Below are 22,207 nucleotides of genomic sequence, written 5' to 3'. Positions count from 1 at the left end.
GCCGTACGCCAGTCGTGACCGGTGCCACCGGTGCGCAGCGGGAGCACAGCACGCCGGTCCCGCCCTCCGCCGGCGTGGGCCCGCCGGGCTCCGCGCCGGGGCGGGAGGCCGTCCGGGTCGGTCCGGTCAGCCGGTGTACGCGTTCCCGGCCGTCAGCCGCAGCATGAAGCCACCGTCCTCGCGCTGCCAGGTCACGTGGTTGCAGGACTGGTAGGTGATCCAGACACCGAGCCCGCCGGGGGCGTCGCCGGACGCCGGAAGCAGCCCGCAGAACGGGTCGTCCGGCCCCTCGCCACCGTCGCTGACCGCTGCCACGATGCGGTCGTCGCCAGCCCAGACGCGTAGCCGGACCGGCGGCCGGCCGTGGCGCAGCGCGTTGGTGACGATCTCGCTGACCGCGACGACGAGATCCTCCACGTCGTCGACCGGCACCTGCCCGTGGTCGGCCTTGTGCACGGCGGCGCGCGCCTCGGCCGCCGTCGGGTCGGTCAGCTCGACGGCCGGCGGCTGCGCCTGGACCGGGTCGGGCACGATCGGGCGGTTCTCCCGCAGGTAGTCCGTGGGTGGGGTCCAGTTCGGGCTGGGCAGGTGCCGCCCGTCGGCGGTGGCGAACCGGGGATGCGTCCGGGCCACGTCGGCCATGACCGACGTCGGCGTGATCCGGGTGTCGTACGCGCACATGCTCCACAGCGGGAAGTCGTCGTACGCGTGGTTGATCGCCGACTCGTAGCGGGCCCACCAGTCCCAGGTCGCGCCGAACGAGGTCGGGGGCACCTCACCGATGATCCGGATCTGCCCGGCGCCGGCGGCCACCTGCTCGGCGAGGAGCTGACGGTAGGACCGGATGGCGGCGGCGGGCCGGGCGTAGACGTCGCCGCCGGCGAGGAAGTCGACCGGGGAACCGGCCGGCAGCGCCGAGCGGACCAGCCCGCCGGTGCGCTCGCCCAGGGCCACGAAGGTCGGCTCGCCCGCCTCGACGCCGCCGAGCAGGAACGGCACCGTGACGGCCAGCAGCTCCTCGTCGGAGGCGTAGCGGATGGCCTCGTGGTAGTAGCCGTGGTGCTGGGTGGCCGCGCCGGTCCTCATGGCGTGACCTCCACCCGGATCCCGGGCAGGTCCAGCAGGTCCACCAGGCGGGTCGTGGCCGGGCGGGGAGTGCGCAGCACGGCGGTTGCGCCGCGCCGACTCGCGTACTCGGCCAGGTAGGTCAGGGCGCGGTGGTCCAGGAAGCGCAGGTCGGCCGCCGAAAGCACCAGCTCACCGTCGGTGGGCCGCAGGTCGGCGCGGTCCAGGGCGGTGCGGAACAGCTCGTGGTTCGACATGTCCAGCTCGCCGGCCAGCGCGGCGTGCCCGTCGCCGGGCGCCACGGCGTACAACCGGAACAGTAGGCCCTCGACGTTGCTCTCCGGATGCATGCAGGCCAGCTCGGTGACCGCCCGGTCGCTGAGTCTGGGCCGGTGGTAGGCGCACAGGGCCGCGAACGGCCGGGTGCACATGTAGCGGTCGATCTGGTGCTCGTAGCGGGTGAAGACATCCAGCTTGGCCGGGGTGTGGACCAGTTCGGTGGCCTCCGCGACCACGCGCAGCCCGGTGTGGCCGGCGGCCAGCGCCTCGTCGGTGGCGGCGGCGTAGGCGGCGACCTGCGTCGCCGGGTCGACGACGTGGTCGGGCGAGTAGGTCGCGACCAGGGGGACCACGGCGGCGGCTCCGCGGCGCACGGCGGCGGCGAAGTGGGGCAGGGCGCGTAGCCGCTCGGCGACCTGGTCCGAGGGCTGCGGGGTGATGTACCAGAAGCGCTCGCCGGCGGCGAGGCTCGCGGCCAGGTGACGCTCCGCCTGGTCGGCGAGAGCCTCCGGGTCGTCGTACGTCCAGCAGACGTGACCCCGCGACGTGGCCCGCCGCTCTCTGCTGATCACGCTGGTTGCCTCACGACAACGAGTGTAGGCCGGACGGAGACAGGGGCCATGTCCCCCGACCTGCCGGGACCCGGCGGGCCGGCTTCCGGCGCCGTGCCGGCCGGCGGCCGGTCAGGCGGTGCGCGTGTTTGTTCAGACGCGCGCGGAGCGGGGGAAGGACGCCCAGATGTTCTTGGTGGTGCCCGTGGCGTACCAGCCGACGTCGAGGGATAGGGCGCGGGCCAACTCCAGGCCGCGCCCGCCGTCGCCGACGGGCCGGGCCTCGACGAGCTCTGGCAGCGAGCCCACGTCGTGGTCGGCGACGTCGAGGACGAGATGGTCGTCGGTGGCGAGCAGCCGGACGACGGTCGGCGGGATCCCGTGGCGCAGGGCGTTCGTGGCGAGCTCCGTGGCGATCAGCGCGATGAGCTCGGGGACCTCCTCCAGGGCCTCGTCCTCACCGAGCACGTCGCCGGTCAGTTCCTCGTGCAGGGACGCCCGCAGGGCCCGCAGGTCCGCCGCCTCCGACAACGTCCACCGTCGCAGCTCGCTGGCCTGCGGCGGGAATGGGGAACTGCTCAGCTTGCCCATGGCCTTGTCGTACCCGATCTCCCGCCGGCTCACGCCCTTGGTGGGCGAGTCAGCGCACCGGATCGTGGGTGCCACGGGCCACCCCGGGACGGCAGCGACGCACCCGCTCGGCGGCCATCCGGCCTCCCACGGTCCAGCACCGGCGCGTGGGTGGCCGCGGCCGTCGCCGAGCCGACCATCAGCAGGGTGGAGAACAGGCCCAGGTCGCAGCAGTCGCAGCAGCCGTCGGGGTTCTTCGACTTCGCCCGGAGGTCCTGCTGTCGGCGGTTCTCGCGAGCGGTCTCGCGGAGGCGTCTGAACATGGGCCGATGATCGACCAGCGCGGCAACCGACCCGCCGCCACCCCCGGAACCGGCCGACTGGTGGGCCCCGGACGCGGTGACCCACCCGATCGACGCCACCGGACGCGGCCGGCGTCACGTCGATCGCCGCTGTTTCGCAACCACTGCTTGCCGATACCCCGAGGGGGTATATGGTGGTCGAGAGGAGGCGGACATGTCCCACGATCCACACCACGAGCACGTCGACCACCGGCCGCACGAGTCGGCCCCGGGTGAGTCGCCGCCCGCCGCAGAGCACGCCCACGGCGGCGGCCACGGCGGCGGCCACGACAAGCACGCCGGGCACGACCCGGAGATGTTCCGCCGGAAGTTCTGGCTGAGCCTTGCCCTGTCCGTGCCGATCATCCTGACCAGCGAGATGGTGATGGACTGGTTCGGCTACCGGCTGGAGTTCCCGGGCATGGCCTGGGTCGGTCCGGTGCTCGGCACGGTCGTCTTTCTCTACGGCGGCTGGCCGTTCCTGGTCGGCGCGGTACGGGAGGTGCGCGACCGGGCGCCCGGCATGATGCTGCTGATCGCGATGGCCATCACGGTGGCCTACGTCGCCTCGGCGGCCACCGCGCTCGGCGCCTTCGACCTGGACTTCTGGTGGGAGCTCGCGGCCCTGGTCACGATCATGCTGCTCGGGCACTGGCAGGAGATGAAGGCCATCGGCCAGGCGCAGGGCGCCCTGTCCGCCCTGGCGGCGCTGCTGCCCGACGACGCCGAACGGGTGACCGCCGACGGCGGGGTCGAGCGGGTGTCCGTGGCGGACCTGCGGGTCGACGACCTGGTGCTGGTCCGGCCCGGCGCCCGGGTGCCGGCCGACGGCAGGATCACCGAGGGCGACGCCGAGCTGGACGAATCCATGGTCACCGGCGAGTCGCGGCCGGTCTCCCGTGGCGTCGGCGACCGGGTGGTCGCCGGCACGGTGGCCACCGACGCGGCGATCCGGGTGCGGGTCGAGGCGGTCGGTGAGGACACCGCGCTGGCCGGCATCCAGCGCCTGGTGGCCCAGGCGCAGCAGTCCAGCGGTCGCGCGCAGGTGCTCGCCGACCGGTTCGCCGCCTGGCTGTTCTACATCGCGACCGCGGTGGCCCTGGCGACCCTGGTGACCTGGGCCGTGCTCGGCGACCCGGGCGAGGCCGTGGTGCGTACCGTCACCGTGCTGGTGATCGCTTGCCCGCACGCGTTGGGCCTGGCCATCCCGTTGGTGATCGCGCTGTCGACCGCCGTGGCGGCCAGGGGCGGGATCCTGGTCAAGGACCGGCTGGCGCTGGAGCGGATGCGCACGGTCGACGCGGTGCTGTTCGACAAGACCGGCACCCTGACCCGGGGTGAGCACGTGGTGTCGGGGGTGGTCGCCACCGGGGGAGGCAGCGAGGACGACGTGCTCGTCCTGGCAGCGGCGGTGGAGGCGGACAGCGAGCATCCACTCGCCCGGGCCATCGTGGCCGCCGGGGCCGAGCGCGGCCCGGCCCGACGGGCGACGGGGTTCCGCTCGCTGACCGGGCGCGGCGTCCGCGCCGAGGTCGACGGCACGGCGTACGCGGTCGGGGGTCCCGCCCTGCTCCGCGAGCTGAAGGCCGAGGTGCCGGGCGACCTGGCCGACCGGCAGGACGACTGGTCGCGGCGGGGTGCGGCGGTGCTGCACCTGCTGCGCCTCGACGGCGACACGGCCACCGTGCTCGGCGCCCTCGCGTTGGAGGACCAGGTCCGCCCCGAGGCCCGGGAAGCGATCGCCGAGCTGCGACAGCAGGGCATCGGCAAGATCGTGATGATCACCGGGGACGCTCGGCCGGTCGCCGAGGCGGTCGCCGCCGACCTCGGCTTCCGCCCCGGCGTCGACGAGGTCTTCGCCGAGGTGCTGCCCGCCGACAAGGACGACGCCGTGGCCGACCTGCAACGGCGTGGGCTGCGGGTGGCGATGGTCGGCGACGGGGTGAACGACGCCCCCGCCCTGGCCCGCGCCGACGTGGGCATCGCCATCGGCGCCGGCACCGACGTGGCGATCGAGTCGGCCGGGGTGGTGCTCGCCTCGTCCGACCCGCGCGGTGTCACCGGCGTGATCCGGCTGTCCAGGGCCTCGTACCGCAAGATGATCCAGAACCTGGCCTGGGCCGCCGGCTACAACGTGGTGGCCCTTCCGCTGGCCGCGGGCGTGCTGGCCTGGGCCGGTGTGTCGCTCAGCCCGGCGGTCGGTGCGGTCCTCATGTCGGCCTCGACGATCGTGGTGGCGCTCAACGCCCAACTGCTGCGCCGGGTACGCCTGAGGCCGGAGGGGTGAGGGGCCTCAGCGCCAGGATGCTGTGCGAAGACGCCGAGGCCGACCAGCAGGCACGCCGACTAATCGGGTTGTCTTGACAGAAAAATCTGTCGGTGGGACGCTGTGGTCATGTTCGAGATCGCAGTGATCGAGGATCCAGCGGCGGCCGAGGTGTCGCTGGATCCGATGCGGGCGCGGCTGCTGGCCGCGCTCGCCGAGCCGGCCTCGGCGACGATGCTCGCCGCCCGCGTCGGGCTGCCCCGGCAGAAGGTCAACTACCACCTCCGGGCGCTGGAGCAGCACGGCCTGGTCGAGTTGGTGGAGGAGCGACGGAAGGGCAACGTCACCGAGCGGGTCATGCGGGCCACCGCGGCGTCGTACGTGATCTCGCCCCTGGCCCTCGCCGCCGTGCGACCCGATCCGTCCCGGTCGCCGGACCGGCTCTCGGCGCGCTGGCTGCTGGCGCTGGCCGCCCGGCTCGTGCAGGACGTCGGCGCGCTCATCACCGGCTCGGAGCGGGCGAAGCAGCGGGTGGCGACGTTCGCCGTCGACGGCACCGTCCGGTTCGCCTCGGCGCGTGACCGGGCGGCCTTCGCCGAGGAGTTGGCGGCCACCGTCACCGCCCTGGTCGGCAGGTATCACGACGAGAACGCCCCCGGCGGGCGCGAGCACCGGGTGGTGGTCGCCCTGCACCCCAGCGCCGACCCCGACGACAGCACCCCGAACGAGGAGCACTGACATGGGACACCACTTCGAGCTGCGCAAGGACGTCGAGCTGGCCGCCACGCCGGAGCAGGTGTGGGAGGCGATCGCCACCGGCCCGGGCATCGACTCCTGGTTCATGGGCCGCACCGAGGTCGAGCCGGGCGAGGGCGGCCGGACCCGCCTGACGATGGCCGGCCACGTCGAGGAGGCGACGATCACCGGCTGGGAGCCCGGCAAGCGGTTCGCCGACCGCACCGAGCCAGCCCCGGACGGCACCTTCATGGCCATGGAATATCTCATCGAGGGCCGCGAGCGGGGCAGCACGACCCTGCGGCTCGTCCAGAGTGGTGTCCTCGGCGACAACTGGGAGACCGAGTACGAGGCGATGGCGGTCGGCTGGGACATGTACCTCGGGACGCTGGCCGCCTACCTCGCCCACTTCCCCGGCCGGACCGCGGTGCCGATCTCGGCATTCCGACCGGATGCCGGTGGCCCGGACCGGGTGTGGGCGGCTGTGGCCGGTGCCTTCGGCTTGCGTGGACCGATCGCCGAGGGGGACCGGGTCCGGTTCACCGTCGAGGGACTGCCACCGATCGAGGGTGTCGTCGACCTCGCCGGCCTCCCGACCTACGTCGGCGTGCGTACCGCCGACGCGCTCCACCGGTTCCTCTACTCCGGTGCCGAGCGGGGCGACGCCCTGGTCCTCGGCCACCACGTCTTCGCCGCCGGGCAGGATCCGGCCCGGGCCGAGCGGGCCTGGCAGGACTGGCTGGCCGCCCTGCCCGTCGGCTGATCCGTCGACCCGAACGCCCGATGAGCCGCACCGGGCGTTCGTGACGTAGTCGACAGGCGCTACACGGCGTGTGGTGGCGCCGGCATGCCTGCCCGTACCGTCTCGCGCAGGGTGTCTCGCGCATGATCAAGGGACGGACCAGCGAGCGGATCATGCTGGGCGAGGCGGGGGCGCCGGACGGCCGGTTGCGACCTGTTGTGACGTGGCGCTTGTTGCATGTAACTGGCAACTGCGTAATGCTGGCGTTAGTGGGCGGTGTCGTGGCGAGTACCAGACCATCTCCAGGATGTCCGCCCCGCTCGTGACCGCGAACCACAGCGGCACGGCCGGTCCACCGCAGGACGCCGACCCGGCGTGCGCCCGCCGGTCGTGCGATGAACCGACCCGGGAGCATGTGATGGGTACGCCTGTGTCCAAGCGCGTGGCGGCGATGGCCGTCGCCGGTGTCCTCGCCCTCGCCGGCTGCTCGTCCCCGACGACCACGGCGACGGGGGGCGGCGGTGCCGGCACCCTCGTGGTGGCGACGGGGGGCGAGCCGGACGCGTTGAACCCGGTGCTCAACTACGGGGTCGACGGCGGCTCCCTGATCTTCGACGGGCTGGTCGCCCGCGACGCCCGTAACCAGCTCGTGCCGGCGCTGGCCCGGGAGCTGCCGACCGTGTCGACGGACGGCAGGACGGTCACCGCGAAGCTGCGCGACGGCGTGCTGTTCCACGACGGAAGCCCGTTCACCGCCCAGGACGTGGTCTTCACCTACCAGTCGGTGCTGGACCCGAAGGTCGACTCCACCCTCCGCTCCGACCTGGACATGCTCGCCTCGGTCACCGCGCCCGACCCGTCGACCGTGGTGTTCAGCCTGAAGTACGCCTACGCGCCCTTCGCGCAGCGGCTGGCGTTGGGGATCGTGCCGGCGAAGGCACTGACCGGGCAGGACATCAACAAGGCCGAGTTCAACCGCAAGCCGGTGGGCACCGGCCCGTACCGGGTGACGTCGTGGACCCCGGGCGACCGGCTGGTGCTCGCGGCCAACGAGAAGTACTGGGGCGGCCGGCCCGCCAACAGCGGCGTGGTGGTCGCGTTCGTCGCCGACGACAACGTGCGCGCGCAGCGGATGCGGGCGGGAGAGTTCGACGCGGCGGAGCTGGCCCCGAAACTGGCCACCGGGTTCGACGGGCAGGCCGGCTACCGGGTCCAGCGGGTGCCCACCGCCGACTACCGGGGCGTGATGCTGCCGATGGGCAACCCGGTCACCGCCGACCTCGCGGTGCGTCGGGCGCTGAACGCGGCGGTGGACCGCGCGGCGATGGTCACCGGCCTGCTCGGCGGCGCGGGCGAGCCGGCGTTCGGGCCGATCCCGCCCAGCTCGGAGTACGCCGATCCGTCGATCGTCGGCAAGCCCACCGCCGACCCGGCCGCGGCGACCGCCGCTCTCGACGCCGCCGGCTGGAAGCCGGGCCCGGACGGGATCCGGGTCCGGGACGGTCGGCAGGCCGCTTTCGCGCTCATGTACCCGGCCACCGACAGCCTGCGCAAGGAGTTCGCCCTCGCGGTGACCGCCGACGCCAAGAAGGTCGGCATCAAGATCACCCCCGAGGGACTGACCTGGGACGCGATCACCCCCCGGATGAAGAGCGACGCGCTGATGATGGGCTACGGCACCCCGTACGACCCGGACTTCGTCACCTACAAGCTGTTCGGCTCCGCCTTCGCCGGCCAGGGCTTCTTCAACCCCGGCTCCTACCGGTCCGAGGTGGCGGACAAGGCGTTGCAGGATGGCCGCGCCAACGCCGACCCGGCCACCCGCAAGGCCGCGTACGCCACGTTCCAGAAGCAGCTCGCCACCGACATGCCGTGGGTGTTCCTCAACTATCTCCAGCACACCTATGTGGTGAAGGACGCCGTCGCCGGGGTGACGCCGCGGGTGGAGCCGCACGAGCACGACGTGGCCAACAGCCTGTGGTGGAACATCCACACCTGGACGAGGAAGTCGTGACGACACCCGCCCCGACAGTCGCGCCAGCCCCGGCGAAGACCACCGCCGGGCGCCGGCCGCGTCGGTTGGCGGGAGCCGGCACGGTGGTCCGCCGTCGGCTGCTGGTGGCCGTGCCCATCCTCGCCGCCACCAGCATCGGCATGTTCGCCCTCGGCGCGGCCTCGCCCATCGACCCCGCCCAGCAGTACGCGGGCGCGGCGGCGTTCACCGCCAGCGAGGAGAACCTGGCGCAGATCCGCGCCAACTGGGGTGTCGACGACCCGCTGCCGGTGCAGTACCTCCGCTGGGTGGGCAACCTGCTCCAGGGCGACCTGGGCTGGTCCACCAGCCGGCACGAACCGGTCACCTCCGTGCTCGCCGCCCGCGCCGGCTGGACCCTGCTGCTCGTCGGCGCCGCCCTCGCCCTCGTCCTGTTGGCGAGCCTGCTGCTGGGCACGCTGGCCGCGTACCGGCGCGGAGGCTGGTTCGACCGGGCGCTGCGCGCCACCGCGTACGCCGTGCAGTCGATGCCGGTGTTCTGGATCGGGCTGGCCGCGATCGCCCTGTTCGCCCTCACCCTCGGCTGGCTGCCGGCGGGCGGGCTCACCGACATCACCGCCACCGGCACCGACCCCGCCGACGTGGCCCGGCACCTGATCCTGCCGGTGGGCGTGCTGGCGATCTCCCAGACGCCGTGGTTCGTGCTGTTCATCCGGGACGCCGTCGCCGAGAGCCTCCGCGACGATCACGTCCTCGCCGCCCGGGCCCGGGGGCTGCCCGGCCGTACCGTCCTGTTCGGCCACGCCCTGCGTACCGCCCTGCTGCCGTTCCTGACCCTCGTCGGCACCCACCTGCCCGAGCTCATCGGCGGCGCCGTCCTGGTGGAGACCGTGTTCTCCCTGCCCGGTCTGGGCGCGGTCACCGTCCAGGCGGCGCTGGGCAGCGACTTCCCGTTGCTGGCCGCCACCACCCTGGCCACCACCGTCGTGGTGCTGACCGCGAACCTGGCCACCGACCTCGGCTACGCCGCAGCCGATCCCCGGGTACGCCTCGATGACTGACCTCTCCCTGCCCGCCCGGGTCCGGCGGTCCAGGCCGCGTACCGGCCGGGCCGGTGCCGTCGTCGCCTGGGCCGTGCTCGTCGGCGCGGGCCTGGCCTGTCTCCTCGCCCCCGTCCTCTGGCCGCTCGACGAGAGCGCGGTGGACCTGGCCCGCACCCGGTTGGCGCCGTCCTGGGCGCACCCGGCCGGCACCGACGACCTGGGCCGCGACGTGGCCCACCGCAGCCTCTACGGCCTGCGGGTCTCGCTGCTCGTCGGCGCGGTCGCCGCGATCGTCGCCACCGTGATCGGCGGCCTCGTCGGCGCGGTGGCCGGCACCCTCGGCGGCTGGGTCGACCGCGTGCTGATGCGGGTGGTCGACACCATCGCGGCGTTGCCGCACCTGCTGCTGGGCATCTTCATCGTCGCGATGCTGCGTCCGAGCCTCGGCGCGGTGATCCTGTCGATCGGGCTGACGCACTGGCTGTCCACCGCCCGCATCGTCCGGTCCGAGCTGCTGAGCCTCCGCACCCGGCCGTTCATCGACGCCGCGATCTCCGGCGGCGCCAGCCGCCCCCGGGTGATCCTGCGGCACCTGCTGCCGCACGTGCTGCCCCGGTTGGCGCTGGCCACCACGCTGATGGTGCCGCACGCCGTCTGGCACGAGACGGCGCTGTCCTTCCTCGGTCTCGGTCTGCCCCCGCACCTGGCCTCCGTCGGCAACATGATCAACGACGGGCAGCGGTCCCTGCTCACCGGCGCCTGGTGGGCGAGCATCGTGCCCGGTCTGCTTCTCGTCGTCGTCACGCTGGCCCTGGCCGCCCTCACCGGCCGGTGGCGCGACCGTCTCGACCCGCGAGTACGAGCGGAGCTGAACCTGTGACCACCACCCGCGAGCCCGCCGCCGTACCGGCCGACTCCACCGCGACGCCCGACTCCACCGCCATGACGAGCGGCACCGCCGGCACCGGCACCGATGGTCGGCCCGCCCTGCTGGAGGTCGACGGGCTGACCGTCCGCTTCCAACTCCGCGACGCCGTGGTGCAGGCCGTCACCGACCTGCACCTGACCGTCCAACCCGGCGAACTGCTGGCGGTGGTGGGGGAGTCCGGCTGCGGCAAGTCGGTGCTCGCCCACGCCCTGCTCGGCCTGCTTCCCGGCAACGCCACCGTCACGGGGCACGCCCGCCTGCGCCCAGCCGCCGGGGAGCCGGTCGACCTGGTCGGCGCCTCCGAGCGTCACCTCGCCCGCGCCGTACGCGGACGCGCGGTCGGGCTGGTGCCGCAGAGCCCGGCCACCGCGCTGACTCCCGTACGGACGGGGCGGCGGCTGCTGGAGGAGACCCTGCGCGCCCACGGGCGTACCCGGCGTGAGGCGCCCGCGGCGGCCGAGCGGGTCGCCGCCGACGTCGGTCTCGACCCCGTCGACCTGGACCGCTATCCCCACGAGCTGTCCGGCGGCATGGCCCAACGCCTGGCCACCGCCCTCGCCCTCGCCCCCGACCCGCCGCTGCTGCTCGCCGACGAACCGACCACGGGCCTTGACCGTCCCCTGGTCGACCACACCCTCGACCTGCTGCGCCGCCGCTGTGACGCCGGTGGCGCCGTCCTGCTCATCACCCACGACCTGGCCGCCGCCCGCCGGGTCGCCGACACCGTGGCCGTCATGTACGCCAGCCGGATCGTCGAACGGCGGCCCACCGGCGAGCTGTTCGCGGCGCCCGCCCACCCCTACACCGCAGGCCTGCTCGACGCCCTGCCCGAGCGGGCCTTCCGGCCGGTCCCCGGCCACCCGCCGATGCTCACCGACCTGCCCGACGGCTGCGCCTTCGCGCCGCGCTGCGGGCGCGCCACCGACCTCTGCCGCACCCCGCCGGTGCCCTCGGCGGGCGTCCCGGGCCGGGCCGCCTGCCACCACCCGCTGACCCTCGGAGCGCCGGCATGACCAGCACCGCGCTCGCCGTCCACCAGGTCGCGGTCTCCTACGGCGGCCGGCGCGTCCTCGACGGCGTCGACCTGCGCGTCGCCCCCGGCGAGACGGTAGGGCTGCGTGGGCCCTCGGGCAGCGGCAAGTCCACCCTCGCCCGGGTCCTCGCCCTGCTGCACGCCCCCGAGGCCGGGCACGTCACCCTCGACGGCCAACGGGTGCCGGGCGCCCGGCACCGGCTGCCCGCCGCCGTCCGTACCCGCGTCGCGATCCTGTTCCAGAGCCCCCGCGCCGCCACCGACCCCCGGCTGAGTCTCGCCGACATCATCGCCGAACCGCTGCGCGCCACCGGCACACCCGAGGAACCGGCGCGAGCCCGGGCGGCGGAGCTGGCCGACCTCGTCGGCCTCACGCCCGACCTGCTCGCCCGCCGCCCGCACGCGGTCAGCGACGGGCAACTGCAACGCGCCTGCCTCGCCCGCGCGCTGGTGCACCAGCCGGACTACCTGCTCTGCGACGAGGCCACCGCCATGCTCGACGCCTCCACCCAGGCGTACCTCGCGGCCGTCATCACCGACTACCAGCGGCAGCACGCGGCCGGGGTCCTGCTCATCACCCACGACCCGGCGCTGATGGCCCGCTGGGCAACCCGGGTGGTCGACCTGCCGTCCCCGCCGCAGTCCTGACAGGGCGGTGTCCGGCCGAGCGCCCTCGGTTCGACCGTCCCCGATGGTGTTCGTCACCGTGACTTCCGGGCCGGCGGGCGGCTATGGTGACGCTGCCGTGGTGTTCGGGAAGCCGGTGGAAGACCGGTGCGGCCCTCGCCACTGTGATCGGGAAGTTCGCGGCCCTCGTCGTAAGAGGTCACTGGGCGTCACACGCCTGGGAAGGCCGGCCACGGACGCACCTCCCGTCAGCCAGGAGACCGGCCACGGCACTGCGATGACCCGTCCACGAGGTGTTGGAAGGCAGTCCCGATGCGCGTGCGCGCTGTGCGGTCCACCCTGTCCCGGCGCGTTGCCGCGCCCCTGTCCGTCCTCGTCGTCCTGCTCGGCGCGTGCGCCACGGACGATCCGGCCACGACGCCCCCGCCGTCCGCCGCCCCGGTCACGCTGACCAACTGCGGTACGCCGGTCACCGTCCCCGCCCCGCCCGAGCGGGCGGTGACCCTGAACCAGCCCGCCACGGAGATCATGCTGGCGCTCGGCCTCGCCGATCGCATGGCCGGCACGGCGTACCTGGACGACGCGATCCTGCCGGAGCACGCCGTCGCGTACGCCGCCGTGCCGGTGCTGTCGGACAGGTACCCGGCGAAGGAGAAACTGCTGGAGGCGACACCCGACTTCGTCTACGCCTCGTTCCACAGTGCCTTCGGCGACGAGGGTGTCGGCGACCGCGCCGCGCTGTCGGGACTCGGCATCGGCACGTACCTCTCGCGGGCCGGATGCCCGAAGCAGCACCGGCCGGCGAGGCTGACTGTCGAGGACGTGTTCGCCGAGATCCGGGACGTGGCGGCCGTCTTCGGGGTGCCGGAGCGGGCCGAGAAGCTCATCGCCGACCAGCGGGCCCGGATCGCCACGGCCGTCGCCCGGATCGGCGGCGCACGGGACGTCTCCGTGCTCTGGTGGGACGCCGGCACCGACGCCCCGAGCGTGGGCGCCTGCTGCGGCGGCCCCAACATGATCATGTCGGCCGTCGGGGTGGGCAACGCCTTCGGCGACCTCACCGGCGGCTGGGCCAACACCAGCTGGGAGGCGGTGGCGGACCGAGACCCCGACGCGATCGTGCTGGTCGACGCGGGCTGGGACCCGGCCGCCGCGAAGCGGGCCTTCCTGACCCGGCACCCCAGCCTCAAGGACCTGCCCGCCGTGGCCGGGCAACGCTTCGTCGTCATCCCGTTCTCGTCCACCTCCGCCGGCGTACGCGTCGTGCTCGGCGTCGAGGCGCTGGCCGCGGGCGTGGCGCAGCTCCCCGCCGGGGCGGACCGCTGACCGCCGTGGTCCGCCGCGCCGCCGCCGATCCGACCTACCGCGCCGCCGCCGACCCGACCCGGCCCACCGACTCCGGACCCGTCCGCCAAGCCGGGTTCCGCGCGACGCACCCGGTCGGCCTGGCGGCGCTGCTGGTGGCCCTGCTGGCGGGTCTGGTCGTGTCGATCGGCGTGGCCGTCACCGTCGGGCCGGCCGACATTCCCGTGTCGACGGTCTGGTCGGTCGTGGCCGACCGCCTGGGACTCCCGCACGCCGAGGTGCCGCTGCTGCGTGAGCACATCGTCTGGCGGCTGCGCCTGCCCCGGGTGCTCGGGGCCGCCGCGGTGGGGGGCGGGCTGGCCGCCGTCGGCGCGGTGATGCAGACCGTCACCCGCAATCCGCTGGCCGACCCGTACCTGCTCGGGGTCTCCTCGGGGGCGTCGCTCGGCGCGGTCGCGGTCCTCGTCCTGGGCTTCGGCGGCGGGGTCGCCGCGCTCACCGGGGGCGCCTTCGCCGGGGCGCTGGCCGCGTTCGCGGTCGTGGCCGCGGTGGCCGGCCGGCGGGCCGCGCTGGCCCCCACAAGGGTGGTGCTGGCCGGCGTGGCCGTCGCGCAGCTCTGCGGGGCGGCGACCTCGTTCGTCATCATCTGGGTCGCCGACCCGCACGCCACCCAGAGCATCACCTTCTGGCTCTCCGGCTCGTTGGCCCGCGTCGACTGGAGCGCCCTGGCCTGGGCCGCGCCGGTCCTGGCCGCCGTGCTCGCCCTGGTGGCGGCGCACGCCCGCACGCTCAACGCGTTCGCCTTCGGCGAGGACGCCGCGGCGACCCTCGGTGTCCCCGTCGCCCGGGTGCGGTGGCTGCTGCTGGTCGCCACCGCGCTGCTCACCGCGGCGCTGGTCGCCGTCAGTGGCGCGGTGGGCTTCGTCGGGCTGATCCTGCCGCACGCCGCCCGGTTCCTCACCGGGGCGGACCACCGGCGCCTGCTGCCCGTCGCGGTCCTCGTCGGGGCGATCTTCCTGGTCTGGGTGGACACCGCCGCGCGGACCGTGTTCGCGCCCCGGGAACTGCCGGTCGGCGTGCTGACGGCGCTGCTCGGGGTGCCCGCCTTCGTGGTGCTACTGCACCGCCGGAAGGTGCGTGGCTGATGCTCGCCGTCACCGGGGTGTCCTGGTCCGTCGCAGCCCGGCGGATCCTCGACGACGTCACCTGCGCGGTGCCGGCGGGCAGCCTCGTCGGGCTGCTCGGCCCCAACGGCTGCGGCAAGACCACCCTGCTGCGCATCGTCGCCCGGCTCGCCGCGCCGGACGCCGGGCTGGTCACGGTCGGCGGCGACGACGTCGCCGCCCTGCCCCGGGTCACGCTGGCCCGCCGTACCGCGCTGCTCGCCCAGCATGCCGACACGGACCTGGACCTCACCGTCGGCGAGGTGGTGCTGCTCGGTCGTACGCCCCACCGTGGCTCGCGGTGGTCCGACAGCGCCGCCGACCGCGCCGCGGCGGCGCACGCGCTGGCCCGGGTGGACCTGGACGGGTACGCCGACCGCCGCTGGCACACCCTCTCCGGCGGCGAGCGGCAGCGGGTGCAGTTGGCCCGTGCCCTGGCTCAGCAACCGCTGCTGCTGTTGCTCGACGAGCCCACCAACCACCTCGACATCGGTCACCAGCTGCACCTGCTGCACCTGGTCCGCCGCTCGGAGGTGACCACCCTGGCCGCGCTGCACGACCTCAACCTGGCCGCCATGTTCTGCGACGCGGTGGTCGTCCTGGCCGCCGGGCAGGTCGTCGCCGCCGGTACACCCACCGAGGTCCTCACCCCCGGGCTGCTCGCCGACGTCTACCGGGTACGAGCCGACGTCGTGGCGCACCCGGCCACCGGGCGACCCGCCATCACCTACCACCCGCCCGCGCCATGACCGTCGCACCGGGCTGCCTCGTCACCGTCTGCCGCGACTGCTGCTGCGGCAGCACCCGCAAGCACCCCTCCGTCGACCACGACGCACAGCTGCGGCGGCTGCGCGCCGGGTTGCCGGCACCTCACCGGGTACGGATCAGCGACTGCCTCGACCTCTGCGCGCAGTCGAACCTGGTCGTCGTCCACCCCGCGCCGGCGGCCCGCCGCGCCGGCACACGTCCGGTCTGGTTCGGCCTGGTCCTGCACGACACCGTCGTCGACGACATCACCGCATGGGTCCGGGCCGGCGGGCCGGGCGTGGCGCCGCTGCCCGCCGCGCTGGAGCTGTCGGTGGTCGCCCCGGCGCTCCGCCCCGGCCGGTGAGGCGGCCTCAGGTGGGCCCCGACGCTGCGGTCCGACCGTCGCCGGCCCTCGCCGCCGGGCCGTCAGCGCCGACACCGTCGCCGGGCGGGCCGCTGTCGCCGACGAAGCCGCCGTCCCCGGCAGCGGTGCCGGCGGGGACGGGAGGACCGGCGCGGCCGGCGGCGGCGAGGAAGGCGTTGTAGCGGGCCAGGTCGTCCGGCTCACCGGTGGCCTCGGCGCGGGCGGCGGCCCGGTCGAGGCGCGCCTGTTCCCGCCCGTCGGCACGGATCCACTGCCGGACCAGCACGACCAGGACGACCGCGGCCGGTATCTCCCCGAACGCCCAGGCGATGCCCGCGCCCAGCTTCTGGTCCTCCATCAGCGACGACGCCCAGTCGGGGTGGACCGCGACGTACCAGTCCGGGGCGATGAGGGTGGTGGTCTGCATCAGGACCAGGCCGAAGAAGCCGTGCGCCATCATCGACGCGAGATGGATGATCACCAGGAGGGGGTGGGCGATCCGCGGCCGGCCGGGGTCGACCCCGATGAGCACCCAGAACAGCAGGTACCCGGCGACCACGAAATGGGTGAGCATGGCCAGGTGGCCGAGGTGGGACCGCATCAACGTGCCGAGCAGGTCGCTGAGATACAGGCCGAAGAGGCTCCCGGCGTAGATGCCCAGCGCGACCAGAGGATGGGTGAGCAGCCTCGTGGGCCGGCTGTGCAACGCCAGCAGCAGCCATTCCCGGGCGCCCCGCACCTGCGGGTCGGTGGGGCGACGCAGGGCGCGCAGCGCGAGGGTGACCGGGGCGCCGCCGACGAGCAGGATCGGCACCAGCATCGACAGCACCATGTGCTGCACCATGTGAGCGCTGAACAGCACGTACGCGTAGCGGGCCACACCCAGGTTGGTGACGGCGGCCAGCAGCAGCAGACCGGCCAGCCAACTGGCGGTCCGGGCGACCGGCCAGCGGTGCCCGGACCGGTGCAGCCGCCACACCCCGGCCAGGTAGCCGCCGACGCCGAGGACGGTGAGGGTCAGGAAGAACATGTCCGGCAGCAGTTGGCCCACCAGACGTTCCGGGGTCGGCGCGGCGGGCATCGGGAAGCCGAGCAGTTCGGTGATCGGATCGGCGTCCAGCGGGTTCTGCGTCACCGGGGTGGGGCTGCGGGACAATGCCACCGCCAGCCCGACGGTGGCGGCGAACACGACCAGTTCCCCTGCGGCCAGCCGGGCGAACGCGCCGCGTCGGCCGGCTCGCAGGGCCGGCAGGGTCCGCGACCGGTGCACGGCGCCGAGGGCACCCAGGGCCGCCAGGGCGAAGAGCTTGCCGAGGACCAGCCAGCCGTACCGGGACTGCCAGAGCTCGGCCACGGCGCCGAGGCGTACGGCGGCGTTGGCCGTCCCGCTGACCGCGACGGCCACGAAACAGCCCAGGGCGAGGCGGCTGTACCGGTCGGCGGCGTCGGCCAGTTGCCGGCTGCGGCGGATCATCAGCAGCGCCACCAGCCCGCCGACCCAGAGGGCGGCGGCCAGCACGTGCAGGGCGAGGCTGGACACCGCGATCTGGTGGTTGCCCGCCCCGGCGGCGTGCCCGGTGAACGCCGGCGGCAGCACCCCGACCAGCGCGACCAACGCGGCCACGGCGGCGAGCCCACGCGACACCCCGACCCGGGCCAGTACCGCCACGAGCAGCGCCAGCCCCGCCTGGAGCAGCAGCGCCTGCCCCTGTGCGATCGAGGAGGCGAAGCTGACCACCGTGGCGATGCCGAGTCTGCCCACGGGGATGCCGAGCAGGTCCGAGACCGTCAGCACGATCAGCGCCACCGCCGCCACCGCCCAGCCCGCGGCCACCGCGCCCGCGCGGCGCAGCAGCAGCCAGCCGTACGGGGAGACGCTCCGCCCGTCGCCGGGTAGCAGGAACGCCGCCGTCACCACCAGCCCGACCGTCAGGGTGGCGAGGCCGTCGGCGAGCAGTCGGACCACGGGTAGCGCCCACGCCGTGACCGGCCCCGGGTCCGGCAGCCCGGGGATCGCGACCGCGAGCGCTCCGCCAACACGCAGGCCGAGCAGGAGAACAGCCACCGCCGACGCCACGGCCGCGACGGGCAGGAGCCACCCGCCACGACCCCGGACGTCGGGACGGACGCCGGCGCCGGCCGGGTCCGCGACCGGTCCGGAATCACCCACCGCCGTCTCCGCCCCGGAGTCGGCGTCCGGACCCGGGGCGGGGTGGGCAGGGCGGGAAGTGGTGTCTGGCACGTCGGTGTCCCTTGGTGTACGAGGAGGGCGGCGGTGCGGGAGGAGGGGTAGCGGTGGACGTCCTGCCGTTGACACGGGCCGGGGCGTCGAGGCCGGGCGGTCCCCGTCAGGAGGTAGGGGTGCTGGCCCGTCAGGCGGTCTCGCGGCGTCGGCGCAGCAGTAGCGCTGCCCCGCCGACGACGGCGACCAGGACCCCGGCGGCCACGAGCGCGGCGGCGCCCGCCCCGAAGCCGCCCGAGCCGGTCGCCGCAGCGGCGGTCGAGGGAGCGGCGCCGGAGTCGGTCGCGGCAGCGGTGGCGGTGGGGCCACCCGACGAGACGGGTGCCCCGCCGGTCTGCGGGGCGCTGCTCGCTCCGGTCGCTCCGGGAGCGGCGCCGACGCCGCCGGCGACCGTGAACCGGTACGACCCCTGCACGGGATGTCCGTCAGCGGAGACGATCCGGAAGGCGACGGTGTAGGTGTCCTCGCCCAGCGCCTCGTCGATCGTCACCGTGCCCTTCGTCCCGTCGACGGCTGGCGCACCGGTGGGGATCTTCCGCCCAACCGCGTCGGTCAGCGCGATGGTGGTGAAGGTCGGGTCGAGCCGCTGCGCGAACTCCAGCGTGATCCGCGTCGGCGGCGTCGTCAGGTGGGCGCCGTCGGCGGGGCTGGCGGCCCGCAGCGTGTTGTGCGCGGCGGCGGGGGTCGCCGGTACGAGCAGCAGCGCGGCGGCGGCCAGCGCGGCGGCGACGAGGGCCGCAGCGGTCGGGCGGCGGGACCGGGTGTGCATGTCTGGTGTTTCTCCTGGTTGTTGGTGGTGACTGGTCATGTGACGTCCGGTTGGTCGGCAGGCTGGCCGGGGAGGTTCCGGCCCGGACGGGTACCTCTGGCCGGCGACTGTGGGCGCCTTCCGAGCGATCCGCCCCGCCGTCGGGCGGCTCCGCCGAGTCAGGCCGCGCGACGGTCGGAGACACGCGCGGAGCCGGGATGCGGAGCCGGGAGCAGCCGCAGCCCCGGCGACTCCGCGGGTTCGTCGGCGGGAAGGCTCCAGCGGGGTTCGTCCGGACGGCTGCGCCGTACCGGGCTGTCGGGGTGCGCCCTCCGGCGGGACAGGGCGACGACGATGAGGTAGCCCACGAGCAGGAAGCCGTGGCTGACCAGCCGGGTGGCGTCCACCTGGCCGGTCAGCAGGTCGTTGACCGACAGCAGGGCGAGCATGCCGACGAAGGCGCTCAACATCGGCACCAGCCCGGTCGGGGGTGTGCGCCGGGCCGCGACGAACAGGAAGCCCGCGCCCACGGCGACGTTCCACGCCGCTGACTCGTGCCACAGGTGCCCGGAGGCCAGCGCGCCGGTCGCCGCGTGCCCGTGTGCGCCCGCCGTGCCGCGTCCGACCTGTGCCAGCCCCAGTACGAGTTGCAACGCCCCGATCAGACCCAGCGCCGCCCGCAGGGTGAGCGCGACCCGCTCCCGCCGGCGGCGTGGAGCCGGCGTGGGCAGGGCGTCGAGGATGACGTCGGTGAGGTCGGCACCGGTGACGGCGACCGACAGTCGGGCCCGACGGGTCACCGCCGCGGCCTGGTCGTACCACGTCCGGCAGCCGCCGCAGCCGGCCAGGTGGGCCGCCACCGCCGTCCGCTCGGCGGTGGTCTCCTCCCCGTCCAACTGCGCCGACAGCACCTCACGCCACTGCTCACACCCCATGTACCGGTAGTCGGCCCGGACAGGTCGTTGGTTCCCGCGCAGTTTGCCGGACCGCCGCTTTCGCGCAGGTCAGCGGGGGAGTGCGGCTCAGCCGGTGGCCTTGCCGCCCCGGTGCGCGTCCAACTCGGGCCAGTTGTGCACGGCGGCGACGAGATCCTCCCGGGCCCGGGCCACCCGGGAACGGATGGTGCCCACCGGGCAGCCGCACACCTGCGCGGTCTCGGCGTAGGACAGGCCGAGAACCTGGGTGGCGACGAACGCCGCCCGCCGGTCCGTGGGCAATGCCGCGATGAGGTGTTCGAGCACGATCTGCCGGTCGAAGCCGCTGTGCCCCGGGTCGGGGGCGTCGTACCGGTCCGGCATCGGGACCATCCGTGGCCGTGACGTCACGGTGCGGACGTGGTCCGCCGCGACCCGGCGGGCGATGGCGAGCAGCCACGTCCGGGTCGAGGAGCGTCCGGCGTACGACGGCAGCGACCGCATCGCCCGAAGGAAGGTCTCCTGTGTCAGGTCGTCCGCCTCGCGGGGCGAGATCAACGCGGCGAGGAAGCGCCGGACCTGCTGCTGGGTCGCCCGGACGAGCGAGGCGGCGGCGGTCCGATCGCCCCGGCCGGCGGCCAGCGCCCACGCGGCGAGCTCCACGTCGTCAGCCATCCGGCACCTCCGCGTCGGGCTGCCGGAGGGGGAGCCCGCCGACAATCACGACAGGTTGTAGTAGTGACTGGTCGGTAGCGTACCGCAACCGATTCCAGCGGGGACCCACTGCCGGCACCCATCTCCGGGGGTCACTGTGCCCGTCGCCGGGAGCTGTCTAGCATGGTTGGCCCCCACCCGACCGTCGAAGCAGGCAGCCCATGACCGCCACGGTTTTCGAGAACGCCCAGATCCACACCCTCGACCCCGCCCGTCCACACGCCGAGGCGATGCTGGTCCGCGGCGAGCGGATCGTCGCCGTCGGGAGCCTCGCCGAATGCCGGGACCGCGCCGGCGTCGAGGCACGCCGGGTCGACCTCGACGGGATGACCGTGCTGCCCGGGCTGGTCGACAGCCACCTCCACTCGGCGCTCTACGTACGCGGTCTGGAACAGGTGGACCTGCGTGGCACGACCAGCCTCGACGAGGCGTTGACGCGGATCGGGCGGCACGCCGCCACCCTGCCGTCCGACGCCTGGCTCTTCGGCGGGCGCTGGGACAGCCACAAGTGGGACCGGCCGGTGCAGCCGACCCGGGCCGACCTGGACCGGGTCTGCCCGGACCGGCCCGCCGTGCTGCCCAGCATCGACGGGCACACCACCTGGGTCAACAGTGCCGCCCTCCGCCGGCTCGGCATCGACGCCGGCACCCCCGACCCGGCCGGCGGGCAGATCGTCCGTGACGAACGCGGCGAGCCGACCGGCATCCTGCGGGAGTCGGCGGGGGACGCGGCCTACGACCTGATGCGCACCTCGCTCACCGGTGACCTGGTCGCGCTGTTGCGCACCCACCTGCCCCGGCTGCTCTCCGTCGGCCTCACCAGCATCCACGACCTGGACGGGCAGGACTGCCGGGCCGCCTACGAGACCCTGTACGCCCGGGGCGAGCTGCCGCTGCGGGTGCACAAGTCGATCCCGTCGACCGCGCTGGACGAGGCGATCGACCGGGGCTGGGCGACCGGCGACGGGGACCGCTGGCTGAGCACCGGCCCGGTCAAGATCTTCACCGACGGGGCGCTCGGCTCGCACACCTGCCTGATGACCGAACCGTACGACGGCGAGCCGGGCAACCATGGCATCGCGGTCACCCCGGTGGAGGAGTTCGAGCGGCTGGTGGCGAAGGCAGCCGGGGCCGGCATCGCCGTCGCGGCGCACGCCATCGGTGACGCGGCCAACCAGATGGTGCTGCGGGCGTACGCCCGGTGGCAGGAGTCGGCGCGCACCAACCCGACCGTCGCGGGAGCCGTACGGCGGCTGCGGCACCGGATCGAACACACCCAGCACCTGCGGCCGGCGGACGTGCCGCTGCTCGCCCGGCTGGGCGTGACCGCCTCGATGCAGCCCACCCACTGCACCAGCGACATTCCCCTGACCAGCAGGATGCTCGCCGGCCGGGACCTCGCCTCGTACGCCTGGCGCAGCCTGCTGGACGCCGGCGCGACGGTGGCGTTCGGCTCGGACGCCCCGGTGGAGGACCCGGATCCGTTCTTCGGCATCCACGCGGCGGTGACCCGGCAGCAGGCCGACGGCACCCCGCCCGGCGGCGTGGACCCGCACGAACGGGTCGATGTCGACACGGCGCTGCGTTGCTTCACCGAGGCGGGCGCGTACGCCTCCTACGAGGAGCACCTGAAGGGGCGGCTGACCCCCGGGATGCTCGCGGACTTCATCGCGCTGCCCGCCGACCCGTACCGGGTCGAGCCGGCGGACCTGCGCGACCTCACGGTGGCGCTGACCGTGGTCGGCGGGGTGGTGCGCTGGCAGCGCTGACCCGCCGGACGACGCTGACCCGCCGGTCGCCGGGCAGCGCTGACCCGCCGGTCGCCGAGCGGAGCGGG

21 protein-coding genes and 1 riboswitch are annotated in these 22,207 nt (G+C 74.5%); of the genes, 13 read left to right on the top strand and 8 right to left on the bottom strand.

Annotated elements, in window-relative coordinates; all coding sequences use genetic code 11:
* Nucleotides 1–126: 126 nt before the first annotated feature.
* The 4 genes from GA0070608_RS07015 to GA0070608_RS33305 all read right to left on the bottom strand — a co-directional run bounded on the left by GA0070608_RS07015 (nt 127) and on the right by GA0070608_RS33305 (nt 2,788).
* On the bottom strand, nt 127–1,086 hold the full coding sequence (locus tag GA0070608_RS07015) for a sensor histidine kinase (RefSeq protein WP_091623676.1): 960 nt from the start codon (nt 1,084–1,086) through the stop codon (nt 127–129).
* Nucleotides 1,083–1,916 (bottom strand): MEDS domain-containing protein, encoded by an 834-nt coding sequence (locus tag GA0070608_RS07010; RefSeq protein WP_091623672.1) that lies wholly within the window; start codon nt 1,914–1,916, stop codon nt 1,083–1,085. Before GA0070608_RS07010 ends, GA0070608_RS07015 begins: the two co-directional genes overlap by 4 nt.
* A 132-nt stretch (nt 1,917–2,048) precedes the next feature.
* Nucleotides 2,049–2,561 (bottom strand): ATP-binding protein, encoded by a 513-nt coding sequence (locus GA0070608_RS07005; RefSeq protein ID WP_342672607.1) that lies wholly within the window; start codon nt 2,559–2,561, stop codon nt 2,049–2,051.
* Entirely contained in the window at nt 2,516–2,788 is a 273-nt protein-coding gene (locus GA0070608_RS33305) for a hypothetical protein (RefSeq protein ID WP_245715723.1), read from the bottom strand. The genes GA0070608_RS07005 and GA0070608_RS33305 overlap by 46 nt, the downstream gene beginning before the upstream one ends.
* 193 nt (nt 2,789–2,981) lie before the next feature.
* Here GA0070608_RS33305 and GA0070608_RS06995 point away from each other — a divergent pair, with 193 nt between their 5' ends.
* The 12 genes from GA0070608_RS06995 (at nt 2,982) to GA0070608_RS06940 (ending at nt 15,752) form a co-directional block, all read left to right on the top strand.
* Nucleotides 2,982–5,093, top strand: a complete 2,112-nt coding sequence (locus GA0070608_RS06995) for a heavy metal translocating P-type ATPase (protein ID WP_091623665.1) — start codon at nt 2,982–2,984, stop codon at nt 5,091–5,093.
* A gap of 108 nt (nt 5,094–5,201) precedes the next feature.
* Nucleotides 5,202–5,810 (top strand): ArsR/SmtB family transcription factor, encoded by a 609-nt coding sequence (locus GA0070608_RS06990; RefSeq protein WP_176733658.1) that lies wholly within the window; start codon nt 5,202–5,204, stop codon nt 5,808–5,810.
* Between the two features lies 1 nt (nt 5,811).
* The gene (locus tag GA0070608_RS06985; RefSeq protein WP_091623661.1) at nt 5,812–6,570 is read left to right on the top strand and encodes an SRPBCC family protein; all 759 of its coding nucleotides are present in this window, start codon (nt 5,812–5,814) and stop codon (nt 6,568–6,570) included.
* Nucleotides 6,571–6,967: 397 nt separating this feature from the next.
* Entirely contained in the window at nt 6,968–8,563 is a 1,596-nt protein-coding gene (locus tag GA0070608_RS06980) for an ABC transporter substrate-binding protein (protein ID WP_091634494.1), read from the top strand.
* Nucleotides 8,560–9,603 (top strand): ABC transporter permease, encoded by a 1,044-nt coding sequence (locus tag GA0070608_RS06975; RefSeq protein ID WP_091623658.1) that lies wholly within the window; start codon nt 8,560–8,562, stop codon nt 9,601–9,603. Before GA0070608_RS06980 ends, GA0070608_RS06975 begins: the two co-directional genes overlap by 4 nt.
* Nucleotides 9,596–10,465: an ABC transporter permease gene (locus GA0070608_RS06970; RefSeq protein WP_091623655.1), complete on the top strand. Its 870-nt coding sequence runs from the start codon at nt 9,596–9,598 to the stop codon at nt 10,463–10,465. The genes GA0070608_RS06975 and GA0070608_RS06970 overlap by 8 nt, the downstream gene beginning before the upstream one ends.
* Nucleotides 10,462–11,526, top strand: coding sequence for an ABC transporter ATP-binding protein (locus GA0070608_RS06965; RefSeq protein ID WP_245715722.1), 1,065 nt, complete (start codon nt 10,462–10,464; stop codon nt 11,524–11,526). Before GA0070608_RS06970 ends, GA0070608_RS06965 begins: the two co-directional genes overlap by 4 nt.
* Nucleotides 11,523–12,194, top strand: a complete 672-nt coding sequence (locus GA0070608_RS06960) for an ABC transporter ATP-binding protein (RefSeq protein ID WP_091623651.1) — start codon at nt 11,523–11,525, stop codon at nt 12,192–12,194. The genes GA0070608_RS06965 and GA0070608_RS06960 overlap by 4 nt, the downstream gene beginning before the upstream one ends.
* 81 nt (nt 12,195–12,275) lie before the next feature.
* Nucleotides 12,276–12,456: riboswitch (cobalamin riboswitch) on the top strand.
* A 29-nt stretch (nt 12,457–12,485) separates the two neighbouring features.
* Nucleotides 12,486–13,499 carry an ABC transporter substrate-binding protein gene (locus tag GA0070608_RS32990; RefSeq protein WP_091623648.1) on the top strand — a complete coding sequence of 338 codons (1,014 nt, stop codon included), beginning with the start codon at nt 12,486–12,488 and terminating at the stop codon, nt 13,497–13,499.
* Nucleotides 13,500–13,504: 5 nt separating this feature from the next.
* Entirely contained in the window at nt 13,505–14,623 is a 1,119-nt protein-coding gene (locus GA0070608_RS31910; protein WP_218107499.1) for a FecCD family ABC transporter permease, read from the top strand.
* Nucleotides 14,623–15,390 carry an ABC transporter ATP-binding protein gene (locus tag GA0070608_RS06945; protein ID WP_091623645.1) on the top strand — a complete coding sequence of 256 codons (768 nt, stop codon included), beginning with the start codon at nt 14,623–14,625 and terminating at the stop codon, nt 15,388–15,390. The genes GA0070608_RS31910 and GA0070608_RS06945 overlap by 1 nt, the downstream gene beginning before the upstream one ends.
* On the top strand, nt 15,387–15,752 hold the full coding sequence (locus GA0070608_RS06940) for a hypothetical protein (RefSeq protein ID WP_091623642.1): 366 nt from the start codon (nt 15,387–15,389) through the stop codon (nt 15,750–15,752). Before GA0070608_RS06945 ends, GA0070608_RS06940 begins: the two co-directional genes overlap by 4 nt.
* Before the next feature lie 7 nt (nt 15,753–15,759).
* On the opposite strand, the gene GA0070608_RS06935 is transcribed toward GA0070608_RS06940, so the two are convergent.
* From GA0070608_RS06935 to GA0070608_RS06920, 4 genes are all read right to left on the bottom strand, one after another.
* Nucleotides 15,760–17,994, bottom strand: coding sequence for a bifunctional copper resistance protein CopD/cytochrome c oxidase assembly protein (locus tag GA0070608_RS06935; RefSeq protein WP_425413223.1), 2,235 nt, complete (start codon nt 17,992–17,994; stop codon nt 15,760–15,762).
* A gap of 130 nt (nt 17,995–18,124) precedes the next feature.
* Nucleotides 18,125–18,763 (bottom strand): copper resistance CopC family protein, encoded by a 639-nt coding sequence (locus GA0070608_RS06930; protein WP_091623634.1) that lies wholly within the window; start codon nt 18,761–18,763, stop codon nt 18,125–18,127.
* 158 nt (nt 18,764–18,921) lie between these two features.
* Nucleotides 18,922–19,677 (bottom strand): zf-HC2 domain-containing protein, encoded by a 756-nt coding sequence (locus tag GA0070608_RS06925; protein WP_091623630.1) that lies wholly within the window; start codon nt 19,675–19,677, stop codon nt 18,922–18,924.
* 87 nt (nt 19,678–19,764) lie between these two features.
* Nucleotides 19,765–20,331 carry a sigma-70 family RNA polymerase sigma factor gene (locus tag GA0070608_RS06920; RefSeq protein ID WP_091623626.1) on the bottom strand — a complete coding sequence of 189 codons (567 nt, stop codon included), beginning with the start codon at nt 20,329–20,331 and terminating at the stop codon, nt 19,765–19,767.
* A 200-nt stretch (nt 20,332–20,531) separates the two neighbouring features.
* On the opposite strand from GA0070608_RS06920, the gene GA0070608_RS06915 reads away from it, so the two are divergent.
* Nucleotides 20,532–22,139, top strand: a complete 1,608-nt coding sequence (locus GA0070608_RS06915; RefSeq protein ID WP_091623622.1) for an amidohydrolase — start codon at nt 20,532–20,534, stop codon at nt 22,137–22,139.
* Nucleotides 22,140–22,207 lie beyond the last annotated feature (68 nt).

This window comes from Micromonospora peucetia, assembly GCF_900091625.1.
GTDB lineage: Bacteria > Actinomycetota > Actinomycetes > Mycobacteriales > Micromonosporaceae > Micromonospora > Micromonospora peucetia.
This window is presented reverse-complemented; position numbering and strand designations above follow the sequence as displayed.

Coding starts and splice junctions, on each gene's coding strand:
- GA0070608_RS06995 (WP_091623665.1), top strand. CDS start 2,982: ATGTCCCACGATCCACACCACGAGCACGTCGACCACCGGCCGCACGAG.
- GA0070608_RS06960 (WP_091623651.1), top strand. CDS start 11,523: ATGACCAGCACCGCGCTCGCCGTCCACCAGGTCGCGGTCTCCTACGGC.
- GA0070608_RS06990 (WP_176733658.1), top strand. CDS start 5,202: ATGTTCGAGATCGCAGTGATCGAGGATCCAGCGGCGGCCGAGGTGTCG.
- GA0070608_RS06970 (WP_091623655.1), top strand. CDS start 9,596: ATGACTGACCTCTCCCTGCCCGCCCGGGTCCGGCGGTCCAGGCCGCGT.
- GA0070608_RS06980 (WP_091634494.1), top strand. CDS start 6,968: ATGGGTACGCCTGTGTCCAAGCGCGTGGCGGCGATGGCCGTCGCCGGT.
- GA0070608_RS07015 (WP_091623676.1), bottom strand. CDS start 1,086: ATGAGGACCGGCGCGGCCACCCAGCACCACGGCTACTACCACGAGGCC.
- GA0070608_RS06985 (WP_091623661.1), top strand. CDS start 5,812: ATGGGACACCACTTCGAGCTGCGCAAGGACGTCGAGCTGGCCGCCACG.
- GA0070608_RS06920 (WP_091623626.1), bottom strand. CDS start 20,331: ATGGCTGACGACGTGGAGCTCGCCGCGTGGGCGCTGGCCGCCGGCCGG.
- GA0070608_RS32990 (WP_091623648.1), top strand. CDS start 12,486: ATGCGCGTGCGCGCTGTGCGGTCCACCCTGTCCCGGCGCGTTGCCGCG.
- GA0070608_RS06925 (WP_091623630.1), bottom strand. CDS start 19,677: ATGGGGTGTGAGCAGTGGCGTGAGGTGCTGTCGGCGCAGTTGGACGGG.
- GA0070608_RS06940 (WP_091623642.1), top strand. CDS start 15,387: ATGACCGTCGCACCGGGCTGCCTCGTCACCGTCTGCCGCGACTGCTGC.
- GA0070608_RS06930 (WP_091623634.1), bottom strand. CDS start 18,763: ATGCACACCCGGTCCCGCCGCCCGACCGCTGCGGCCCTCGTCGCCGCC.
- GA0070608_RS06945 (WP_091623645.1), top strand. CDS start 14,623: ATGCTCGCCGTCACCGGGGTGTCCTGGTCCGTCGCAGCCCGGCGGATC.
- GA0070608_RS33305 (WP_245715723.1), bottom strand. CDS start 2,788: ATGTTCAGACGCCTCCGCGAGACCGCTCGCGAGAACCGCCGACAGCAG.
- GA0070608_RS06915 (WP_091623622.1), top strand. CDS start 20,532: ATGACCGCCACGGTTTTCGAGAACGCCCAGATCCACACCCTCGACCCC.